11 protein-coding genes and 3 rRNA genes are annotated in these 17,542 nt (G+C 65.3%); 11 read left to right on the top strand and 3 right to left on the bottom strand.

Annotated elements, in window-relative coordinates:
- Window position 1: 1 nt before the first annotated feature.
- The 6 genes from F1C12_RS13725 (at window position 2) to rrf (ending at window position 9,422) form a co-directional block, all read left to right on the top strand.
- Window positions 2-739 (top strand): cytochrome c biogenesis CcdA family protein, encoded by a 738-nt coding sequence (locus F1C12_RS13725; protein ID WP_185275506.1) that lies wholly within the window; start codon window positions 2-4, stop codon window positions 737-739.
- Window positions 723-2,348: a cytochrome c biogenesis protein ResB gene (resB, locus tag F1C12_RS13720; protein ID WP_185275505.1), complete on the top strand. Its 1,626-nt coding sequence runs from the start codon at window positions 723-725 to the stop codon at window positions 2,346-2,348. Before F1C12_RS13725 ends, resB begins: the two co-directional genes overlap by 17 nt.
- A 9-nt stretch (window positions 2,349-2,357) precedes the next feature.
- Window positions 2,358-3,440, top strand: a complete 1,083-nt coding sequence (ccsB, locus tag F1C12_RS13715) for a c-type cytochrome biogenesis protein CcsB (protein ID WP_185275504.1) — start codon at window positions 2,358-2,360, stop codon at window positions 3,438-3,440.
- Window positions 3,441-4,110: 670 nt separating this feature from the next.
- Window positions 4,111-5,634 (top strand): 16S ribosomal RNA (locus F1C12_RS13710).
- 424 nt (window positions 5,635-6,058) lie between these two features.
- A 23S ribosomal RNA gene (locus F1C12_RS13705) occupies window positions 6,059-9,172 on the top strand.
- Window positions 9,173-9,305: 133 nt separating this feature from the next.
- Window positions 9,306-9,422: ribosomal RNA gene (gene rrf / locus F1C12_RS13700) — 5S ribosomal RNA — on the top strand.
- The 16S, 23S and 5S rRNA genes sit together here, the layout of an rRNA operon.
- Before the next feature lie 43 nt (window positions 9,423-9,465).
- On the opposite strand, the gene F1C12_RS13695 is transcribed toward rrf, so the two are convergent.
- Window positions 9,466-10,761, bottom strand: coding sequence for a hypothetical protein (locus F1C12_RS13695; protein ID WP_185275503.1), 1,296 nt, complete (start codon window positions 10,759-10,761; stop codon window positions 9,466-9,468).
- Between the two features lie 18 nt (window positions 10,762-10,779).
- Here F1C12_RS13695 and F1C12_RS13690 point away from each other — a divergent pair, with 18 nt between their 5' ends.
- Entirely contained in the window at window positions 10,780-11,742 is a 963-nt protein-coding gene (locus F1C12_RS13690) for a hypothetical protein (protein WP_185275502.1), read from the top strand.
- Window positions 11,717-12,736, top strand: coding sequence for an HAD-IIA family hydrolase (locus F1C12_RS13685; protein ID WP_185275501.1), 1,020 nt, complete (start codon window positions 11,717-11,719; stop codon window positions 12,734-12,736). Before F1C12_RS13690 ends, F1C12_RS13685 begins: the two co-directional genes overlap by 26 nt.
- Before the next feature lie 114 nt (window positions 12,737-12,850).
- On the opposite strand, the gene F1C12_RS13680 is transcribed toward F1C12_RS13685, so the two are convergent.
- Window positions 12,851-13,843, bottom strand: coding sequence for an o-succinylbenzoate synthase (locus F1C12_RS13680; RefSeq protein WP_185275500.1), 993 nt, complete (start codon window positions 13,841-13,843; stop codon window positions 12,851-12,853).
- 57 nt (window positions 13,844-13,900) lie between these two features.
- On the opposite strand from F1C12_RS13680, the gene F1C12_RS13675 reads away from it, so the two are divergent.
- The 3 genes from F1C12_RS13675 (at window position 13,901) to F1C12_RS13665 (ending at window position 17,141) form a co-directional block, all read left to right on the top strand.
- Window positions 13,901-14,812: a 1,4-dihydroxy-2-naphthoyl-CoA synthase gene (locus F1C12_RS13675; protein WP_185275499.1), complete on the top strand. Its 912-nt coding sequence runs from the start codon at window positions 13,901-13,903 to the stop codon at window positions 14,810-14,812.
- A 323-nt stretch (window positions 14,813-15,135) separates the two neighbouring features.
- Window positions 15,136-16,131, top strand: coding sequence for an AMP-binding protein (locus F1C12_RS13670; RefSeq protein ID WP_258045896.1), 996 nt, complete (start codon window positions 15,136-15,138; stop codon window positions 16,129-16,131).
- A 26-nt stretch (window positions 16,132-16,157) separates the two neighbouring features.
- Window positions 16,158-17,141 carry a 1,4-dihydroxy-2-naphthoate polyprenyltransferase gene (locus F1C12_RS13665; RefSeq protein WP_185275498.1) on the top strand — a complete coding sequence of 328 codons (984 nt, stop codon included), beginning with the start codon at window positions 16,158-16,160 and terminating at the stop codon, window positions 17,139-17,141.
- On the opposite strand, the gene F1C12_RS13660 is transcribed toward F1C12_RS13665, so the two are convergent.
- Window positions 17,129-17,500, bottom strand: coding sequence for a DUF4229 domain-containing protein (locus F1C12_RS13660; protein ID WP_258045895.1), 372 nt, complete (start codon window positions 17,498-17,500; stop codon window positions 17,129-17,131). The two genes, F1C12_RS13665 and F1C12_RS13660, sit on opposite strands and share 13 nt — an antisense overlap.
- Window positions 17,501-17,542 lie beyond the last annotated feature (42 nt).

The raw sequence follows: 17,542 nt of genomic DNA, 5'->3' as shown, positions 1-17,542 counted from the left end.
CGTGAACGTCGGTCAGATCGTCTTCAGCGGCCAGCTCCTGCTCGCACTGCCCATCGCGCTCCTCGCGGGACTGGTCTCGTTCGCGTCTCCATGCGTGCTCCCGCTCGTGCCCGGGTACCTCGCCTACGTCGGCGGAATCAGCGACCCCGGCGCCAAGCGCGATCGCGGCCGGGTCCTGACCGGGGTCGCGCTGTTCGTCCTCGGCTTCGCCGTCGTCTTCATCGCCTACGGCGCCGCGTTCGGCGCGCTCGGGAGCTGGCTGGTCCGCTGGCAGGAGGTGGTCATCCAGGTGCTCGGCGTGCTCGTCATCCTGATGGGCCTCGTCTTCATCGGCCAGTTCTCCTTCCTCCAGCGCACGATCAAGCCGACCTGGCGCCCGGCGACGGGACTCATCGGGGCGCCGCTGCTCGGCGTCGTCTTCGGCCTCGGCTGGACCCCATGCATCGGCCCGACGCTCGCGGCGATCAGCGCCCTCAGCGTCGGTAGCGGGTCGCCGTGGCGCGGAGCGCTCCTCGGGCTCTTCTACTGCATCGGCCTCGGCATCCCGTTCCTGCTCGTCGCCCTCGGCTTCGACTGGGTCGCCGGCTCGGTGGCCTTCCTCAAGCGGCACATCCGGGTCATCAACATCATCGGTGGCGCGCTGCTCGTGGTCATCGGCGTGATGATGGCGACCGGCCTCTGGACCGCCATGATGTCCCAGTTCCTGGGGGTGATCTCCGGCTTTGTCCCGGCCATCTGACCACATCGACGTCGCACCTCCGCGTGAGGATCCGAACGTCGTCCAGCCCAAGCTCGGCCCGCTCGGCTGGGTGCGCTGGGCCTGGCGGCAGCTCACCAGCATGCGCACGGCGCTGTTCCTGCTGCTCCTGCTCGCCATCGCGGCGGTGCCCGGCTCGCTGTTCCCGCAGCGCGGCGCCGACCCGAACGGCGTCACCAAGTACTTCAGCGACAACCCGCAGCTCGCTCCGGTGCTCGACAAGTTCCAGCTCTTCGACGTCTACACGTCGTTCTGGTTCTCGGCCATCTACCTGCTGCTGTTCGCCTCGCTGATCGGCTGCATCATCCCGCGCACGGCGCACCACTTCCGTGCACTGCGTGCCCGGCCGCCGAAGACACCCGTGCGGCTCACCCGGATGTCGGCCTTCCAGGCGCGCATCCTGCCCGCCGAGTTGCGTGCGGACGCGCCGGACCCGATCGACTCCGCGCGCCAGGTGCTCCGTCGCTCGCGCTACCGGGTGTCGCTCTACCAGGACGCGCGGTCGACCTCGGTCTCGGCCGAGCGCGGCTACCTGCGCGAGACCGGCAACCTCGTGTTCCACATCGCACTGCTCGGCGTGCTGGTCGCCGTCGGCATCGGCGGAGGCTTCGGCTACACCGGTCAGAAGGTCGTCGTCGTCGGCCAGAGCTTCGTCAACAGCCTGCCGTCGTACAACTCGTTCAACCCCGGGAGGTTCTTCTCCGACGGATCGCTCGAACCGTTCTCCATCCGCGTCGACAGCCTCGACGTCGCCTACGAGACGAAGAACCCGAACGCCAAGGGCACCCCGCTCGACTACACCGCCAAGGTCACGACGACGGGTCCGGGAGACACCTCCGGCTCCTCGACGATCAAGGTCAACGAGCCGCTGGGGATCGGCGGCACCAACGTCTACCTGCTCGGCAACGGGTACGCGCCGACCATCACGGTCCGCGATCCGAAGGGCAAGGTGGTGTTCAGCGACTCGGTGCCGTTCATCGCCGAGGACGCGCAGCTCACGTCCCTCGGCTGGGTCAAGGTCCCGGACGGCCTCAGGGAGCAGGTCGGCATGATCGGCTTCTTCTATCCGACGGTCGGCAAGAGCGCGACCGCGGCAGGAGCTCTGACGTCCACGTTCCCCGGGTTGAACGACCCGGTCCTGAGTCTCAACGTCTACGCAGGCGACCTCGGCGTCGACAGCGGCGTCCCGCAATCGGTCTACAGCCTGAACACCGACAAGATGTCCCAGCTGGCCGGCCCCGGCACCAAGACCAAGGCGCTTCAGCTGAAGCCGGGGCAGACCGTCGAGCTCCCCAGCGGACTCGGCACGATCTCGCTCGGCGGCGTCAAGCGCTACGCATCGCTCGACGTGCACCACGACCCCGCCCAGGGCTGGGTGCTGCTCTTCGCGATCCTCATCCTGGGAGGCCTGCTGACGTCGCTCTTCGTGCCGCGACGCCGCATCTGGGTCAAGTCGGTCGAGAACCCGGACGGCTCGCTGACCCTGGAGTACGCTGGCCTCGCCCGTGGTGAGGACCCCAACCTCCTCGCGGCTGTGACCGCCGTCGCCGACGAGCACACCGCACTCCTCACCCGAACCCCGACGAATTAGGCTTCCATCGTGACCGAAACCCTGTCCCAGCTGTCCACGGTCTTCATCTATGTGGCGATGGGGTTCTACGCGGCCGCGTTCATCGCGTTCGCGCTCGACCTCGCGCGTAGAGGAGCCAGAGCCACGGCCGAGGAGGCCGCGGTCGTCCCGAGCGCCGTCGCCCGCAGGGCGGAGGTCGCCCAACCGGTGGGTGCGACGGCCGCACGGATGTCCGCGTCCGGCGGCGGGACGGTCGCGCCTCCCGCGGCGCCGCCGTCATCCGCGCTCGGCCGGCTGTCGTCCCGCATCAGCACGCGACTCGAGGACGACGTGATGAACGGCGCCGCCTCGTCGGCGTCGATCAAGTGGGCGTTCGGTCTCACCATCGTGGGCTGGGGCTTCCACCTGATCGCCACGGTCCTGCGCGGCATCGCGGCGGACCGGGTGCCGTGGGCCAACATGTGGGAGTTCTCGATGACCGGCACGCTGGTCATCGTCGGAGTCTTCCTGGTCGCGAACCTCAAGTGGGACATCAAGTACCTCGGCACGTTCATCATCGGCCTGATCCTGGTTCTGCAAGGCGTCGCCCTGCTGCGGTACTACGTCCCGGTGGTCCCGCTCCAGCCGGCACTGCAGTCGTACTGGCTGGTGATCCACATCATCGTCGCCGTGCTGGGCACGGCGTTCTTCGCCCTCGGCTTCGCGCTGTCGGGACTCCAGCTCCTGCAGTACCGGCGTGAACGCCAGGTCGCGGAGTCGCGCCCGCAGCAGTTCAAGTTCCTCGCGACGCTTCCCAGCGCCGTCGCCCTGGAGAACCTCGCGTACCGGATCAACATCGTCGGCTTCATCGCGTGGACGTTCACGCTGATCGCCGGAGCCATCTGGGCCGAGAAGGCGTGGGGTCGTTATTGGGGCTGGGACACCAAGGAAGTCTGGACGTTCATCATCTGGGTGATCTACGCCGGCTACATCCACGCGCGCGCCACCCGCGGCTGGCGCGGATCGCGTTCCGCGTGGCTGGCGATCATCGGCTTCGCAGCGGTGCTCTTCAACTTCGGCGTCGTCAACGTGTTCTTCCACGGACTGCACGCCTACTCCGGGCTCGGATCCTGATCGGATTCCGCACCCATCCGCATGACGCGGTCGCCCTCGAGGCGGCCGCGTTTTTGCGTCTCCGGGGGAGAGATCCGCGGAATCACGCGGATCCGGCCCTGCGACACGCCCGGGATGTCAGCGGGATTTGCCACGCTCCGGAGGCCTGCGTAAAGTACTTACTTGTCACCCCAAAGGTGCGGGAGAGCGGAAGAGCTCCCCGGCCTCAAGCGGGACCGAATCCTTAGCCTAGCGGCAAATCTCAACTTGAAAGAGTTGCTTTGCTGCGCTTAGGATTAACACCCCACTCACTGAGCAGGTCTAACCGGTTCGGTTCGTGCAAATCGGATGTATCCCACGATGGATGAACGAAAGAGCGCGAAACGGCCGACTTGACAAACTGACTGAGAGTGGTAAGGTAGAGAAGTTGCCTCACAGAGAAGCCCGAGAGGGTTGAAGGTGAGAGCGTCCGATCCTTGAGAACTCAACAGCGTGCACAATGTCAAATGCCAAAAACCTCGGCATTGACCCGAAGACCTCGGTCTGAAAGTCGATGCAAGAGATTCCTTTGGATTAGAAACAGAATGTCAGTAGATATTCGAAACTAGTCAAGACAAACTCGCAGGAGACGAGATATTCCTCTCCGATCCTGCACTATGTTTCCAGTCGCTTGCGACTTGGAGCTGAACATTTTACGGAGAGTTTGATCCTGGCTCAGGACGAACGCTGGCGGCGTGCTTAACACATGCAAGTCGAACGATGAACCTGGAGCTTGCTCTAGGGAATTAGTGGCGAACGGGTGAGTAACACGTGAGTAACCTGCCCTTGACTCTGGGATAACCTCCGGAAACGGAAGCTAATACCGGATATGACGTACGGAGGCATCTCCTGTACGTGGAAAGAACTTCGGTCAAGGATGGACTCGCGGCCTATCAGGTAGTTGGTGAGGTAACGGCCCACCAAGCCTACGACGGGTAGCCGGCCTGAGAGGGTGACCGGCCACACTGGGACTGAGACACGGCCCAGACTCCTACGGGAGGCAGCAGTGGGGAATATTGCACAATGGGCGCAAGCCTGATGCAGCAACGCCGCGTGAGGGATGACGGCCTTCGGGTTGTAAACCTCTTTTAGTAGGGAAGAAGCGAAAGTGACGGTACCTGCAGAAAAAGCACCGGCTAACTACGTGCCAGCAGCCGCGGTAATACGTAGGGTGCGAGCGTTGTCCGGAATTATTGGGCGTAAAGAGCTCGTAGGCGGTCTGTCGCGTCTGCTGTGAAAACCCGAGGCTCAACCTCGGGCCTGCAGTGGGTACGGGCAGACTAGAGTGCGGTAGGGGAGAATGGAATTCCTGGTGTAGCGGTGGAATGCGCAGATATCAGGAGGAACACCGATGGCGAAGGCAGTTCTCTGGGCCGTAACTGACGCTGAGGAGCGAAAGCGTGGGGAGCGAACAGGATTAGATACCCTGGTAGTCCACGCCGTAAACGTTGGGCGCTAGATGTGGGGACCATTCCACGGTTTCCGTGTCGCAGCTAACGCATTAAGCGCCCCGCCTGGGGAGTACGGCCGCAAGGCTAAAACTCAAAGGAATTGACGGGGGCCCGCACAAGCGGCGGAGCATGCGGATTAATTCGATGCAACGCGAAGAACCTTACCAAGGCTTGACATACACGAGAACGGGCCAGAAATGGTCAACTCTTTGGACACTCGTGAACAGGTGGTGCATGGTTGTCGTCAGCTCGTGTCGTGAGATGTTGGGTTAAGTCCCGCAACGAGCGCAACCCTCGTTCTATGTTGCCAGCGCGTAATGGCGGGAACTCATAGGAGACTGCCGGGGTCAACTCGGAGGAAGGTGGGGATGACGTCAAATCATCATGCCCCTTATGTCTTGGGCTTCACGCATGCTACAATGGCCGGTACAAAGGGCTGCAATACCGTAAGGTGGAGCGAATCCCAAAAAGCCGGTCTCAGTTCGGATTGAGGTCTGCAACTCGACCTCATGAAGTCGGAGTCGCTAGTAATCGCAGATCAGCAACGCTGCGGTGAATACGTTCCCGGGCCTTGTACACACCGCCCGTCAAGTCATGAAAGTCGGTAACACCCGAAGCCGGTGGCCCAACCCTTGTGGAGGGAGCCGTCGAAGGTGGGATCGGTGATTAGGACTAAGTCGTAACAAGGTAGCCGTACCGGAAGGTGCGGCTGGATCACCTCCTTTCTAAGGAGCATCTGGCACCCTCGGGTGTCCAGGCGCCGGATCTGAGCGAACGTCTCAGCCGGTTAGCTCATGGGTGGAACATTGACATTGGTGCGGAGCCGAACGGCTCGAATTCAGTACATCCCTCGGGATAGGAACGGTTCGGACCCGGAAGCCCCGCACATGCACGCTGTTGGGTCCTGAGGGACCGGACCTCATCCACTCGGATGAGAACCGAATCCTCTGGACCTTTTCTGGTCGGCCATAACTCGGCCGGCGGAGAAGGTACCGCCCGTACTTTGAGAACTACACAGTGGACGCGAGCATCTTAGATTCGAACCTTCGGGTTCGAATCACATAGATGATCACAGTACTTATGTACTGATAGATCATTGGTCAATCTGCTCATCTTCGGATGGGCCGATCGATTCTAAAACTCATGTGATTTCAAATTTCTAAGAGCAAACGGTGGATGCCTTGGCATCTGGAGCCGAAGAAGGACGTAGTAATCTGCGATAAGCCTCGGGGAGCTGATAAACGAGCTTTGATCCGAGGATCTCCGAATGGGGAAACCCCGCTGGGCCCGTAAGGTGACCCAGTGACTCCCGCCTGAATATATAGGGCGGGTAGAGGGAACGTGGGGAAGTGAAACATCTCAGTACCCACAGGAAGAGAAAGCAAAAGCGATTCCGTTAGTAGTGGCGAGCGAAACCGGAAGAGGCTAAACCGATCATGTGTGATAGCCGGCAGGCGTTGCATGGTCGGGGTTGCGGGACTTTTCAGCAGCTTCTGCCGAACTGCAAGCGTTACAGAGGATCATAGGCGAATGGCATTGAAAGGCCAGTCACAGAGGGTGCCAACCCCGTAGCCGAAATGGTCCAATGGCGCGAAGAGTATCCCAAGTAGCACGGGGCCCGAGAAATCCCGTGTGAATCTGTCAGGACCACCTGATAAGCCTAAATACTCCCAGATGACCGATAGCGGACAAGTACCGTGAGGGAAAGGTGAAAAGTACCCCGGGAGGGGAGTGAAATAGTACCTGAAACCGTTTGCTTACAAACCGTTGGAGCCTCCTTGTAGGGGTGACAGCGTGCCTTTTGAAGAATGAGCCTGCGAGTTAGCGATATGTGGCGAGGTTAACCCGTGAGGGGTAGCCGTAGCGAAAGCGAGTCTGAATAGGGCGATTCAGTCGCATGTCCTAGACCCGAAGCGAAGTGATCTATCCATGGCCAGGTTGAAGCGACGGTAAGACGTCGTGGAGGACCGAACCCACTTAGGTTGAAAACTGAGGGGATGAGCTGTGGATAGGGGTGAAAGGCCAATCAAACTTCGTGATAGCTGGTTCTCTCCGAAATGCATTTAGGTGCAGCGTTGCGTGTTTCTTGCCGGAGGTAGAGCTACTGGATGGCCGATGGGCCCCAAAAGGTTACTGACGTCAGCCAAACTCCGAATGCCGGTAAGTGAGAGCGCAGCAGTGAGACGGTGGGGGATAAGCTTCATCGTCGAGAGGGAAACAACCCAGACCACCAACTAAGGTCCCTAAGCGCGTGCTAAGTGGGAAAGGATGTGGAGTTGCACAGACAACCAGGAGGTTGGCTTAGAAGCAGCCACCCTTGAAAGAGTGCGTAATAGCTCACTGGTCAAGTGATTCCGCGCCGACAATGTAACGGGGCTCAAGCACGCCACCGAAGTTGTGGCATTGACATTATTGGTAGGCCTTCGTGGTCCAGCCGTGTTGATGGGTAGGAGAGCGTCGTGTGGCGAGTGAAGCGGCGGTGTAAACCAGCCGTGGACGCCACACGAGTGAGAATGCAGGCATGAGTAGCGAAAGACGGGTGAGAAACCCGTCCTCCGAAAGACCAAGGGTTCCAGGGCCAGGCTAATCCGCCCTGGGTAAGTCGGGACCTAAGGCGAGGCCGACAGGCGTAGTCGATGGACAACGGGTTGATATTCCCGTACCGGCGAAGAACCGCCCAAGCTAATCCAGTGGTGCTAAGAGTCCTAATCCTGGACACGGATCCCTTCGGGGTGAAGGTCCGGGCCTAACGCTCGACCCCATGCTGGTGCGGCTAGCGTATTAACAGGTGTGACGCAGGAAGGTAGCCCAGCCGGGCGATGGTTGTCCCGGTGTAAGTGTGTAAGCCGAGAGATAGGCAAATCCGTCTCTCATATAGGCCCAGGCACGATGCGTAGTCTTCATTGACGAAATGGGTGATCCTATGCTGCCGAGAAAAGCATCGACGCGAGGTTCCAGCCGCCCGTACCCCAAACCGACTCAGGTGGTCAGGTAGAGAATACTAAGGAGATCGAGAGAATCGTGGTTAAGGAACTCGGCAAAATGCCCCCGTAACTTCGGGAGAAGGGGGGCCTGAGGCGTGAACGGACTTGCTCCGGGAGCGTTTGAAGGCCGCAGAGACCAGTGGGAAGCGACTGTTTACTAAAAACACAGGTCCGTGCCAAGTCGCAAGACGATGTATACGGACTGACGCCTGCCCGGTGCTGGAAGGTTAAGAGGAAGGGTTAGCTTCGGCGAAGCTCAGAATTTAAGCCCCAGTAAACGGCGGTGGTAACTATAACCATCCTAAGGTAGCGAAATTCCTTGTCGGGTAAGTTCCGACCTGCACGAATGGCGTAACGACTTCCCAGCTGTCTCAACCGCGAACTCGGCGAAATTGCACTACGAGTAAAGATGCTCGTTACGCGCAGCAGGACGGAAAGACCCCGTGACCTTTACTACAGCTTGGTATTGGTGTTCGGAGTGGCTTGTGTAGGATAGGTGGGAGACTTTGAAGCGGACACGCCAGTGTTCGTGGAGTCAATGTTGAAATACCACTCTGGTCACTTTGGATATCTAACTTAGAACCGTAATCCGGTTCAGGGACAGTGCCTGGTGGGTAGTTTAACTGGGGCGGTTGCCTCCCAAAAAGTAACGGAGGCGCCCAAAGGTTCCCTCAACCTGGTTGGCAATCAGGTGTCGAGTGTAAGTGCACAAGGGAGCTTGACTGTGAGACTGACAAGTCGAGCAGGGACGAAAGTCGGGACTAGTGATCCGGCAGTGGCTTGTGGAAGCGCTGTCGCTCAACGGATAAAAGGTACCTCGGGGATAACAGGCTGATCTTGCCCAAGAGTCCATATCGACGGCATGGTTTGGCACCTCGATGTCGGCTCGTCGCATCCTGGGGCTGGAGTAGGTCCCAAGGGTTGGGCTGTTCGCCCATTAAAGCGGTACGCGAGCTGGGTTTAGAACGTCGTGAGACAGTTCGGTCCCTATCCGCTGCGCGCGTAGGAAATTTGAGAGGATCTGACCCTAGTACGAGAGGACCGGGTTGGACGAACCTCTGGTGTGCCAGTTGTTCCGCCAGGAGCACCGCTGGTTAGCTACGTTCGGGATGGATAACCGCTGAAAGCATCTAAGCGGGAAGCCGGCCTCAAGATGAGATTTCCATGCCTTCGGGCGAGAGGCTCCCAGCTAGACTACTGGGTTGATAGGCCGGATGTGGAAGTGGGGACTAAAGACCCATGGAGCTGACCGGTACTAATAAGCCGACAATTTGATAATCACTACTCTCATACCGTTGTAAGGCGGGTATGAGGGGCTAGAGATTGCTCGCGTCCACTATGTGGTTCTCGATGTACGGTCGAGAACTGATTCAAGCGAAGCTTGATCGTTCACTTTGATACATCAATAGTGTTTCGGCGGCCATAGCGAGAGGGAAACGCCCGGTTACATTCCGAACCCGGAAGCTAAGACTCTCTGCGCCGATGGTACTGCAGGGGGGACCCTGTGGGAGAGTAGGACACCGCCGGACTTCTTTGTGAGATGGCCACCCAGTGATGGGTGGCCATTTCGCGTTAACGGAACAATTTCGCGCGGGCGGTTCCCAGCGCGATCCACGCACATAGGCTGGGCGGAAACCCCGGCACCCGACAGGAGAAGTCGTGAGCGATACACCGGCAGACGACAGGACGTCCGCCTCGAGCGGTGACGACCGCGGTCGAGGCTCCGGTCGCCCACGCAGCGGCGCCGGCGGAGACGGCACCCGTTCCGGCGGCGCACCGCGACGCGATTCGGGCCAGGGCTACGGACGCACGAACGCCGGCGGTGGCGCCGGCCGTCAAAGCGGCTCGGGCGGCTCGTCGCGCACAGGCGGCGCCAGCCGGTCGCGAGACGGCCAGTCGAGCCGCGATGGACAGTGGAGCCGCGACGGACAGCGTGGTCGCGCTCCGCGTCGGGATGGCCAGGGCCGGGACGGCCAGAGCCGCGACGGATACGGCCGGGATGGCCAGGGCCGCGACGGATATGGTCGCAGCGGACAGAACGGCGGTCAAGGTCGCGCGGGGCAAGACCGTGAGGGTCAGCGGCGTGACGGTGGCTGGAACCGCGGTGGCCAGAGTCGTGATGGCCAGAGTCGTGATGGCCAGGGCGGTGGCGGTCAGCGTCGTGACGGTGGCTGGAATCGTCACGGCCAGAGCGGTGGCGGCCAGGGCCGTGACGGTGGCTGGAACCGCGGTGGTCAGAGTCGTGATGGCCAGGGCGGTGGCGGTCAGCGCCGCGATGGTGGCTGGAATCGTGATGGTCAGGCCGGTGGCGGTCAGCGCCGTGATGGCGGCTGGAACCGTGACGGTCAGAGCAGTGGCGGCCAAGGCCGTGATGGTGGTTGGAACCGCAGTGGTCAGAGCCGTGACAGTCAGCGCCGCGACGGTCAACGCCGTGAAGGGCAGTGGAGCCGCGACGGCCAGGGGCGGGATGGGCACAGCCGGAGTCCCCAGGGCGGCGGTCACGGTCGTGACGGCCAGTGGAGCCGGGATGGGCAGCGTGACTCGAACCGCGATTCGCAGCAGGGTCGCGGTGGGCAGCGCGGCGGCTCGTGGGACGCGACGCGGTCGCGTGACGGTGCCGGATCGCGTGGTTTCGCCGGGGGCCGTGACGGCGCCGGCGCCCGTGGTGGCCAGGGAGCGCGCGGCGATCAGGGCGGTCGAGGTGGACGTCCCGCAGGCGGCGGAAAGGGCTACGGCCGCTCGGACGACAAGCTCTGGACGAGGGATGGCCGGCCCGCGCGCGGTGACCGCGACGCCCGGGAGCGCGAGTACGAGCTCGACGCCGAGGCGCAGCTCGCGCGTGAGCTGCGGTCGGTTCGTCCGCGGCACGACGATCCCGACCTCCCCATGGACGTCGAGGCCCGTGAGCTGCCGAAAGAAGCACGCGTCGAGCTCAAGACGCTCAGCAAGGACAACGCCGACTGGGTCGCGCAGCACCTGGTCATGGCGGGGCGCCTGATCGACAGCGACCCTGAGCTCGCGCACCGTCACGCCCTGTCGGCCGCGCGCCGCGCCGGACGCATCGGAGTGGTGCGCGAGACGCTCGCCATCACTGCGTACGCGACCGGTGACTTCGCGCTCGCGCTGCGCGAACTCCGCACGTATCGCCGGATCACCGGCTCCAACGACCAGATCGCCCTGATGGTGGACAGCGAGCGCGGCGTTGGCCGGCCCGACCGGGCGCTCGAGCTGGGTCGGTCGGTCGACCGCGGCGCGCTTCCGTCCGACGTCCAGGTGTCGCTGGCGATCGCCATGTCCGGCGCCCGGCTCGACCTCGGTCAGGAGGAGGCGGCGCTGGCAGAGCTGGAGATCCCGCAGCTCGACCCGAACCGTGCGTTCAGCTGGAGTCCGGACCTCTTCCACGCGTACGCCGAAGTGCTCGAAGCGCTCGGCCGCGACGCCGACTCGGAGTCCTGGCGGGAGCGGGCCGACCGTGCCGAGCTCGCGCTCGAGGAGGCACACGCCGACGCCGAGCTCGAGACGGTCCACGTGATCGAGGAAGAGTTCGAGCTGGCCGTGGTGATGGAGGACGCCGAGTTCTCGGACGAGGACGAGGTGGAGGAACTGCTGTCGGCCGGCCTCGCAGACGACGAGGTCCCGGTCGACGACGAAGAGGCTGGCTCCGACGAGTCCGCGGCCGAGGAGCTTGCGACCGACGAGCCCGCTTCCGACGAGGCCGTGGCGAGTGGCGACGCGACAGACGGCGACGCCGAGGAGGCCCCGGCCGGGGAGTCCTCGGACCAGCACGCCAGGACCGACGAGAACGTGGAGGACGAGCCGCACGATGGCGCTGTTTCGACGGACGAGTGACGCTGTGACCCCGCTGACCGGGGTGGACCTGGTGCTGGCCGACCTCGACGGGGTCGTCTATACCGGCCCGGATGCCATCCCGCATGCCGTCGACAGCCTCAACGGCGTAGCCGAAACCATCAGGGTCGGTTACATCACCAACAACGCCTCCCGGACCGACGCCTCGGTGGCTGCGCACCTGAGCGAGCTCGGCCTCCATGTCGAACCGCGGGATGTCGTCACCTCGCCGCAGGCCGCCGTCCGACTGCTGAGCCAACACGTCCCTGCGGGGTCCACGATCCTCGTCGTCGGCGGCGACGGCCTGGTGGACGAAGTCCAGAAGGGCGGGTTCTCCGTCACGCGTTCGGCGGACGACGACCCCGCCGCGGTCATCCAGGGCTTCTCGCCCGACATCGGCTGGGCGCAGCTCGCGGAGGCGGCGTTCGCCCTCCAGGGACGCACCGACAGCGAGCGGCCGTGGATCGCGACGAACACGGACTGGACGATCCCGGTCGCCCGCGGCATCGCGCCCGGCAACGGGACGCTGGTCTCCGCCGTCCACACGGCCGCCGGGAGGCTGCCCCTGGTCGCGGGGAAGCCGGAGGTGGCGATCTTCGAGGAGGCCGTCGCCCGCTTCCAGGCGACGAAGCCGCTCTTCATCGGTGACCGGCTCGACACCGACATCCTCGGCGCCAACCGCGCGGGGATCGACTCGGTGCTGGTCCTCACGGGGATCGACCGGGCCAAGCAGCTGCTCGCTGCCGACGCCGACTCGCGGCCGACCTACATCCTGGGCGATCTGCGCGCGCTGAGCGAGCCGTACCCGGAGGCGAAGACCGCGAAGAACGGCGCCGTGACCGTCGGAAAGTCCACCGTCGCCATCGACGGCAACGACGTCCGCATCGTCAGCGAGGGCGACGACGAACTCGACCTGCTCCGTGCGGCGTGCCGTGCGATCTGGGATTCGGGTCGTGCGATCTACGGCCTCGAGGTGCCGGAGCGGCTGTACGGCTGACGCCGCCCGTTGAACCGCGTGGACGTGGACCTGCGCTGTGCGTTCGCGTCACGCGTCCACGGCCTGGAGGGCGGAGGCGTCCTCACCGCTGACGGCGCCGGCGCGCTCGCACCGTCAGAGTGCGGCCGCGTGCTCCACGATCCGGTAGCACCGGCGTACCCGGTCCAGCCACCACTCGGTGCGATCCTCCGCGGCCGAAAGACGGTCGAGCTGCGCGGTCGACACCTGCGGGCGGACGACGGGGATCGCTCCGTCCACAGGGATCAGCGGCTCCACCGCGACATCGTGCTCGAACATCGCGACCGTTCCCAGGCCGCAGTCGAACTCCAGCTCGGGCACCGCTGCGGCCAGGTGCGCGCCCATCGCGATGCCGACCGACGTGTCGATCGCGCTGGAGACGACGACCGGCAGGCCGGCCTCCGCGACGATCCGGAGAGCGGAGTGGATGCCGCCGAGCGGCTGGGCCTTGATGACCAGCAGGTCTGCGGCGCCGGCACGCGCGACCGCGAGCGGGTCGCTCGCCTTGCGCACGCTCTCGTCGGCGGCGATCGGGATGTCCATGTAGCGGGTGCGACGGCGGATCTCCGCGAGTTCCTCGACGGTCGCGCACGGCTGCTCGACGTACTCGAGATCGAACGGCGCGAGCGCGTGGATGGCGTGCTCTGCCTCGTCCACGTTCCACAGGGTGTTCGCGTCGACGCGGATGCGGCCCTCCGGACCGAGATGCTCTCGGACCGCCCGGACGCGGGCGACGTCGTCGGCCAGGGTCTGGCCCGGCTCGGCGACCTTCACCTTCGCGGTGCGGGCTCCCGGGTAGCGGTCGAGGACGGCGGCCACGTCCTCCGCCGCGACGGCCGGGACGGTGGCATTGACCGGGATGGTGTCGCGCAGCGTCGCGGGGGCGCTCCGCCAGCCGAAGTCGATCGCGGCGTGCAGCCAGGCGGCGGCCTCCTGGTCGTCGTACTCGACGAAGGGCGAGAACTCGGTCCAGCCCTCGGTGCCCTCGAAGAGGACGGCCTCCCGCGCGGTGATCCCGCGGAATCGCGAGCGCATCGGGAGACGGACGACGCGCGCTGTCCCTAACAGGTCGGCGAGTTCGGGCAGCATTCCACCAGTTTGGCACGCGACCCGATCTCACATTGCGCTCGACCGTAGTCTTGTGGCATGGCTTCGGCAGTATCAGACCTCTTCGACCCCGCGGTGTGGGCGGACGTTCCCGGCTTCGGGCAGCTCACCGACATCACGTACCACCACGACGTGAGCGGTCGCATCGCGCGCGTCGCGTTCAACCGGCCCGAGGTGCGCAACGCGTTCCGCCCGCACACGGTGGACGAGCTGTACGCGGCTCTGGACGACGCCCGCACGAACCCGATGATCGGTGTGGTGCTGCTGACCGGCAACGGGCCGAGCCCGAAGGACGGCGGCTGGGCGTTCTGCTCGGGCGGCGACCAGCGCATCCGCGGCCGCGACGGGTACAAGTACGCCGAGGGCGAGACGGCGTCCGGCATCGACGCGGCGCGCAGCGGCCGGCTGCACATCCTCGAGGTGCAGCGGCTGATCCGGTTCATGCCCAAGGTCGTCATCGCGGTCGTCCCGGGATGGGCGGCCGGCGGCGGTCACTCGCTCCATGTGGTGTGCGACCTCTCGATCGCGAGCGCGGAGCACGGCAAGTTCAAGCAGACCGACGCCGACGTCGGCTCCTTCGACGCCGGGTACGGCAGCGCGTACTTCGCTCGGCAGGTCGGGCAGAAGTTCGGGCGCGAGGTGTTCTTCCTGGCGCGCGAGTACTCGGCGCAGCGCGCGTACGAGACGGGCGCGGTGAACGCGGTCGTGCCGCACGCCGAGCTGGAGGCGACGGCGGTCGAGTGGGCGCAGGAGATCCTGACCAAGTCGCCCACAGCGATCCGGATGCTCAAGTTCGCCTTCAACGCGGTGGACGACGGGATGGTCGGGCAGCAGGTGTTCGCGGGGGAGGCGACCCGGCTGGCCTACGGCACGGACGAGGCGGTGGAGGGCCGCGACGCGTTCCTGGAGAAGCGGGAGCCGGACTGGTCGCCGTTCCCGTGGCAGTACTGAGCGGTGGCGGTACTGAGGGGTGGCGGTACTGACGAACGGAGTGTTGAAGGTGCGGGCGATCGGAGCAGCGGGGAAGGGTTCACGGTGAGGGTGAGGTGACGCGACCGTATCGAGTGGTCGACAGCCGCCGTCCGGGGGAGGTCTTCGCGGCGTTGAGGGAGGCCCTGTCCGACGGTGGGGCGGCGGTCGTTCCACGGAATGCGAGTGGGGATGCTGCTGGGTCGAGCCGGGCCGGGGCGGCTGGAGGTGCTCCGGACGGTGCGGGGACGGCTGGCGCGGGATGGCCGGGCGCTGCCGAGCGGGCTCCGCAGAATGTCGCGCTCGTGATCGAGACCTCCGGCTCCACCGGGGTCCCGAAGCGGGTGGCGCTCTCGGTTGATGCTCTGCTGGCCAGTGCGGCCGCCTCCGCGGGCGCGATGGGTGGGCAGGGGCAGTGGGTGCTCGCGCTTCCGGCGCATTACGTCGCCGGGGCGCAGGTGCTGGTCCGCTCGCTGGCGGCGGGGACGGAGCCCGTCCTCTACGGGGAGGGGCACTTCGATCCGCTGCGCTTCGCGGCGCTGGCCGGCGAGCTGACCGACGACCTCCGCTATACGTCGCTCGTCCCGGTGCAGCTCGCCCGGCTGGTGGACGCCGCCGAGGGAGGGGCGCGTGAGGTCGGGTCCGCTCTCCGGCGGTTCGACGGCATCCTCGTCGGTGGACAGGCGCTCGACCGTGGCCTGCGCGAGCGGGCCGAGATGCTGGGCGCGCGGCTCCTCACGACGTACGGGTCGAGTGAGACGGCGGGCGGGTGCGTCTACGACGGGGCGCCGATCGGCACGACCCTGGTGCGCGAGGTCGACGGGCTGCTCGAGATCAGCGGGCCGACGCTCGCGGAGGGGTACCTCGGCGATCCCGAGCGGACGTCGGCGGCGTTCCACGAGGAGGACGGGGTCCGCTGGTATCGCACGGGTGATCTCGGCGACGTGCACGACGGGCGCGTGACCGTGCGGGGCCGGTCGGACAACGTCATCATCTCCGGTGGCGAGAAGGTGCTGCTCGACTCGGTCGAGCAGCTCGTCCGGTCGCGGCCGGGGCTCGGGGACGCTGTCGTCGTCGCGGCGGACGATCCGCGCTGGGGGCAGGTGCCGGTTGTCGTCGCGACGGCGACGGCCGACCTCGGTGGACTCCGCGCCCTGGTCGCCGAACAGCTCGGGCGGGCGGCGGCACCCGCGCGGATCGTGACCGTCGCCGAGCTCCCGCACCTCAGCAGCGGCAAGCCCGACCGGGTGGCCGCCGCGGGGCTCGCGCGTGGCGACGCGCGCGACGAGCCTCTGGCATAGCGGTTGTTGTTACGATTCGCACTGTGATGAGCCAGAACAACCCTCGGATGCAGCGGATGGCGCCACCCCCGGCGCGCGGACCTCGTGGCGGGAGGAGCGGGCGCCCGGGCGCCAAGGCTTCCGCGGTGCGTCCGGCCACCGCATCCGACTGGATCGCCGGCGCGCGGCTGCGGACGCTTCCGCTCGCCGTCGCCCCCGTGCTCATCGGTGTCGGCGCAGCGAAGGTCGTGGAGGGCGCCGGCGTCTGGCACCCGATCCGCTCGCTGCTGTGCCTGGCGGTCGCCGTGCTGCTCCAGATCGGCGTCAACTACGCCAACGACTACTCGGACGGCATCCGGGGAACGGACGAGTACCGGGTCGGGCCAGGGCGGCTCACCGGTTCGGGCAAGGCCGCGCCCAAGAAGGTCCTGACCGTCGCCCTCACGTTCTTCGGCCTGGCGGCCGTCGCCGGGCTCATCCTCGTCCTGCTCACGCAGCTCTGGTGGGTGCTCATCGTCGGTGCCGCGGCCATCGCGGCGGCCTGGTTCTACACCGGAGGCAAGCGTCCGTACGGCTACTACGGCCTCGGCGAGGTGTTCGTCTTCGTCTTCTTCGGGCTCGTCGCCACGGCCGGGACGACGTACATGCTGGCCAAGACCGTCAACCAGGAGGCGTGGTTCGGCGGCGTGATCGCCGGGCTCATCGCCTGCGCCGTGCTCATGGTGAACAACATCCGCGACATCGAGCCCGACCGGCTCGCCAAGAAGCGCACGCTCGCCGTCCTGCTCGGGAGCACAGCCTCGCGGATCGTGTTCTGCGTGTTCCTGCTCGTGCCGTTCGGCATCCTCGCGGTGCTGGCGCTGTTCTACCCGTTCGCGTGGTTCGGGATGTTCGCGCTGCTCGCCGCGCTGCCGGCGTGCGTCATCACCCTGTTCGGCAAGACGCCGCGCGAGCTCATCACGGCCCTGCAGCTCACCAGCCTCACCGGGCTGCTCGTGGCGCTCGCGCTCGGCTTCGCCTACGCGTTCTGACCGGGCGTCGGCTGACCGGGCGTGGAGTGGCCCGGCGTGGACGTTCCGGATACGGAGTGACCCTGCGTAGGCTGCCCCGGCGTCGTGCCGGCCTCAGCCTGCGCGGCGTCGATCGCCTCGTCCTCGGCGTCGTCCGCTGAGGGAGCCGGCTTGTCGCGGTGGCGCACGGCGTACAGGTCGGACGCGACCGCGTGGCGCTGCTTGGCGAGCAGGATGTACGACAGGCACAGGCCGATGAGGGCTGCGGCGATGACCGAGGCCCACCAGACGATGCCGAGCAGAAGCAGGATGACCAATGGCACCGCGAACAGCACGAGGCGCAGCACGGTATAGGTCAACCAGGAGGGAATCCGCTTCACCCTCCCAGCTTAGGCAGGCTCTCTGAGAGTTACGATGTAGCC

This window comes from Leifsonia shinshuensis (genome assembly GCF_014217625.1).
GTDB classification, from domain to species: domain Bacteria; phylum Actinomycetota; class Actinomycetes; order Actinomycetales; family Microbacteriaceae; genus Leifsonia; species Leifsonia shinshuensis_A.
The sequence above is the reverse complement of the archived record's forward strand: the minus strand, read 5'-3'. Positions and strand labels throughout refer to the sequence as shown.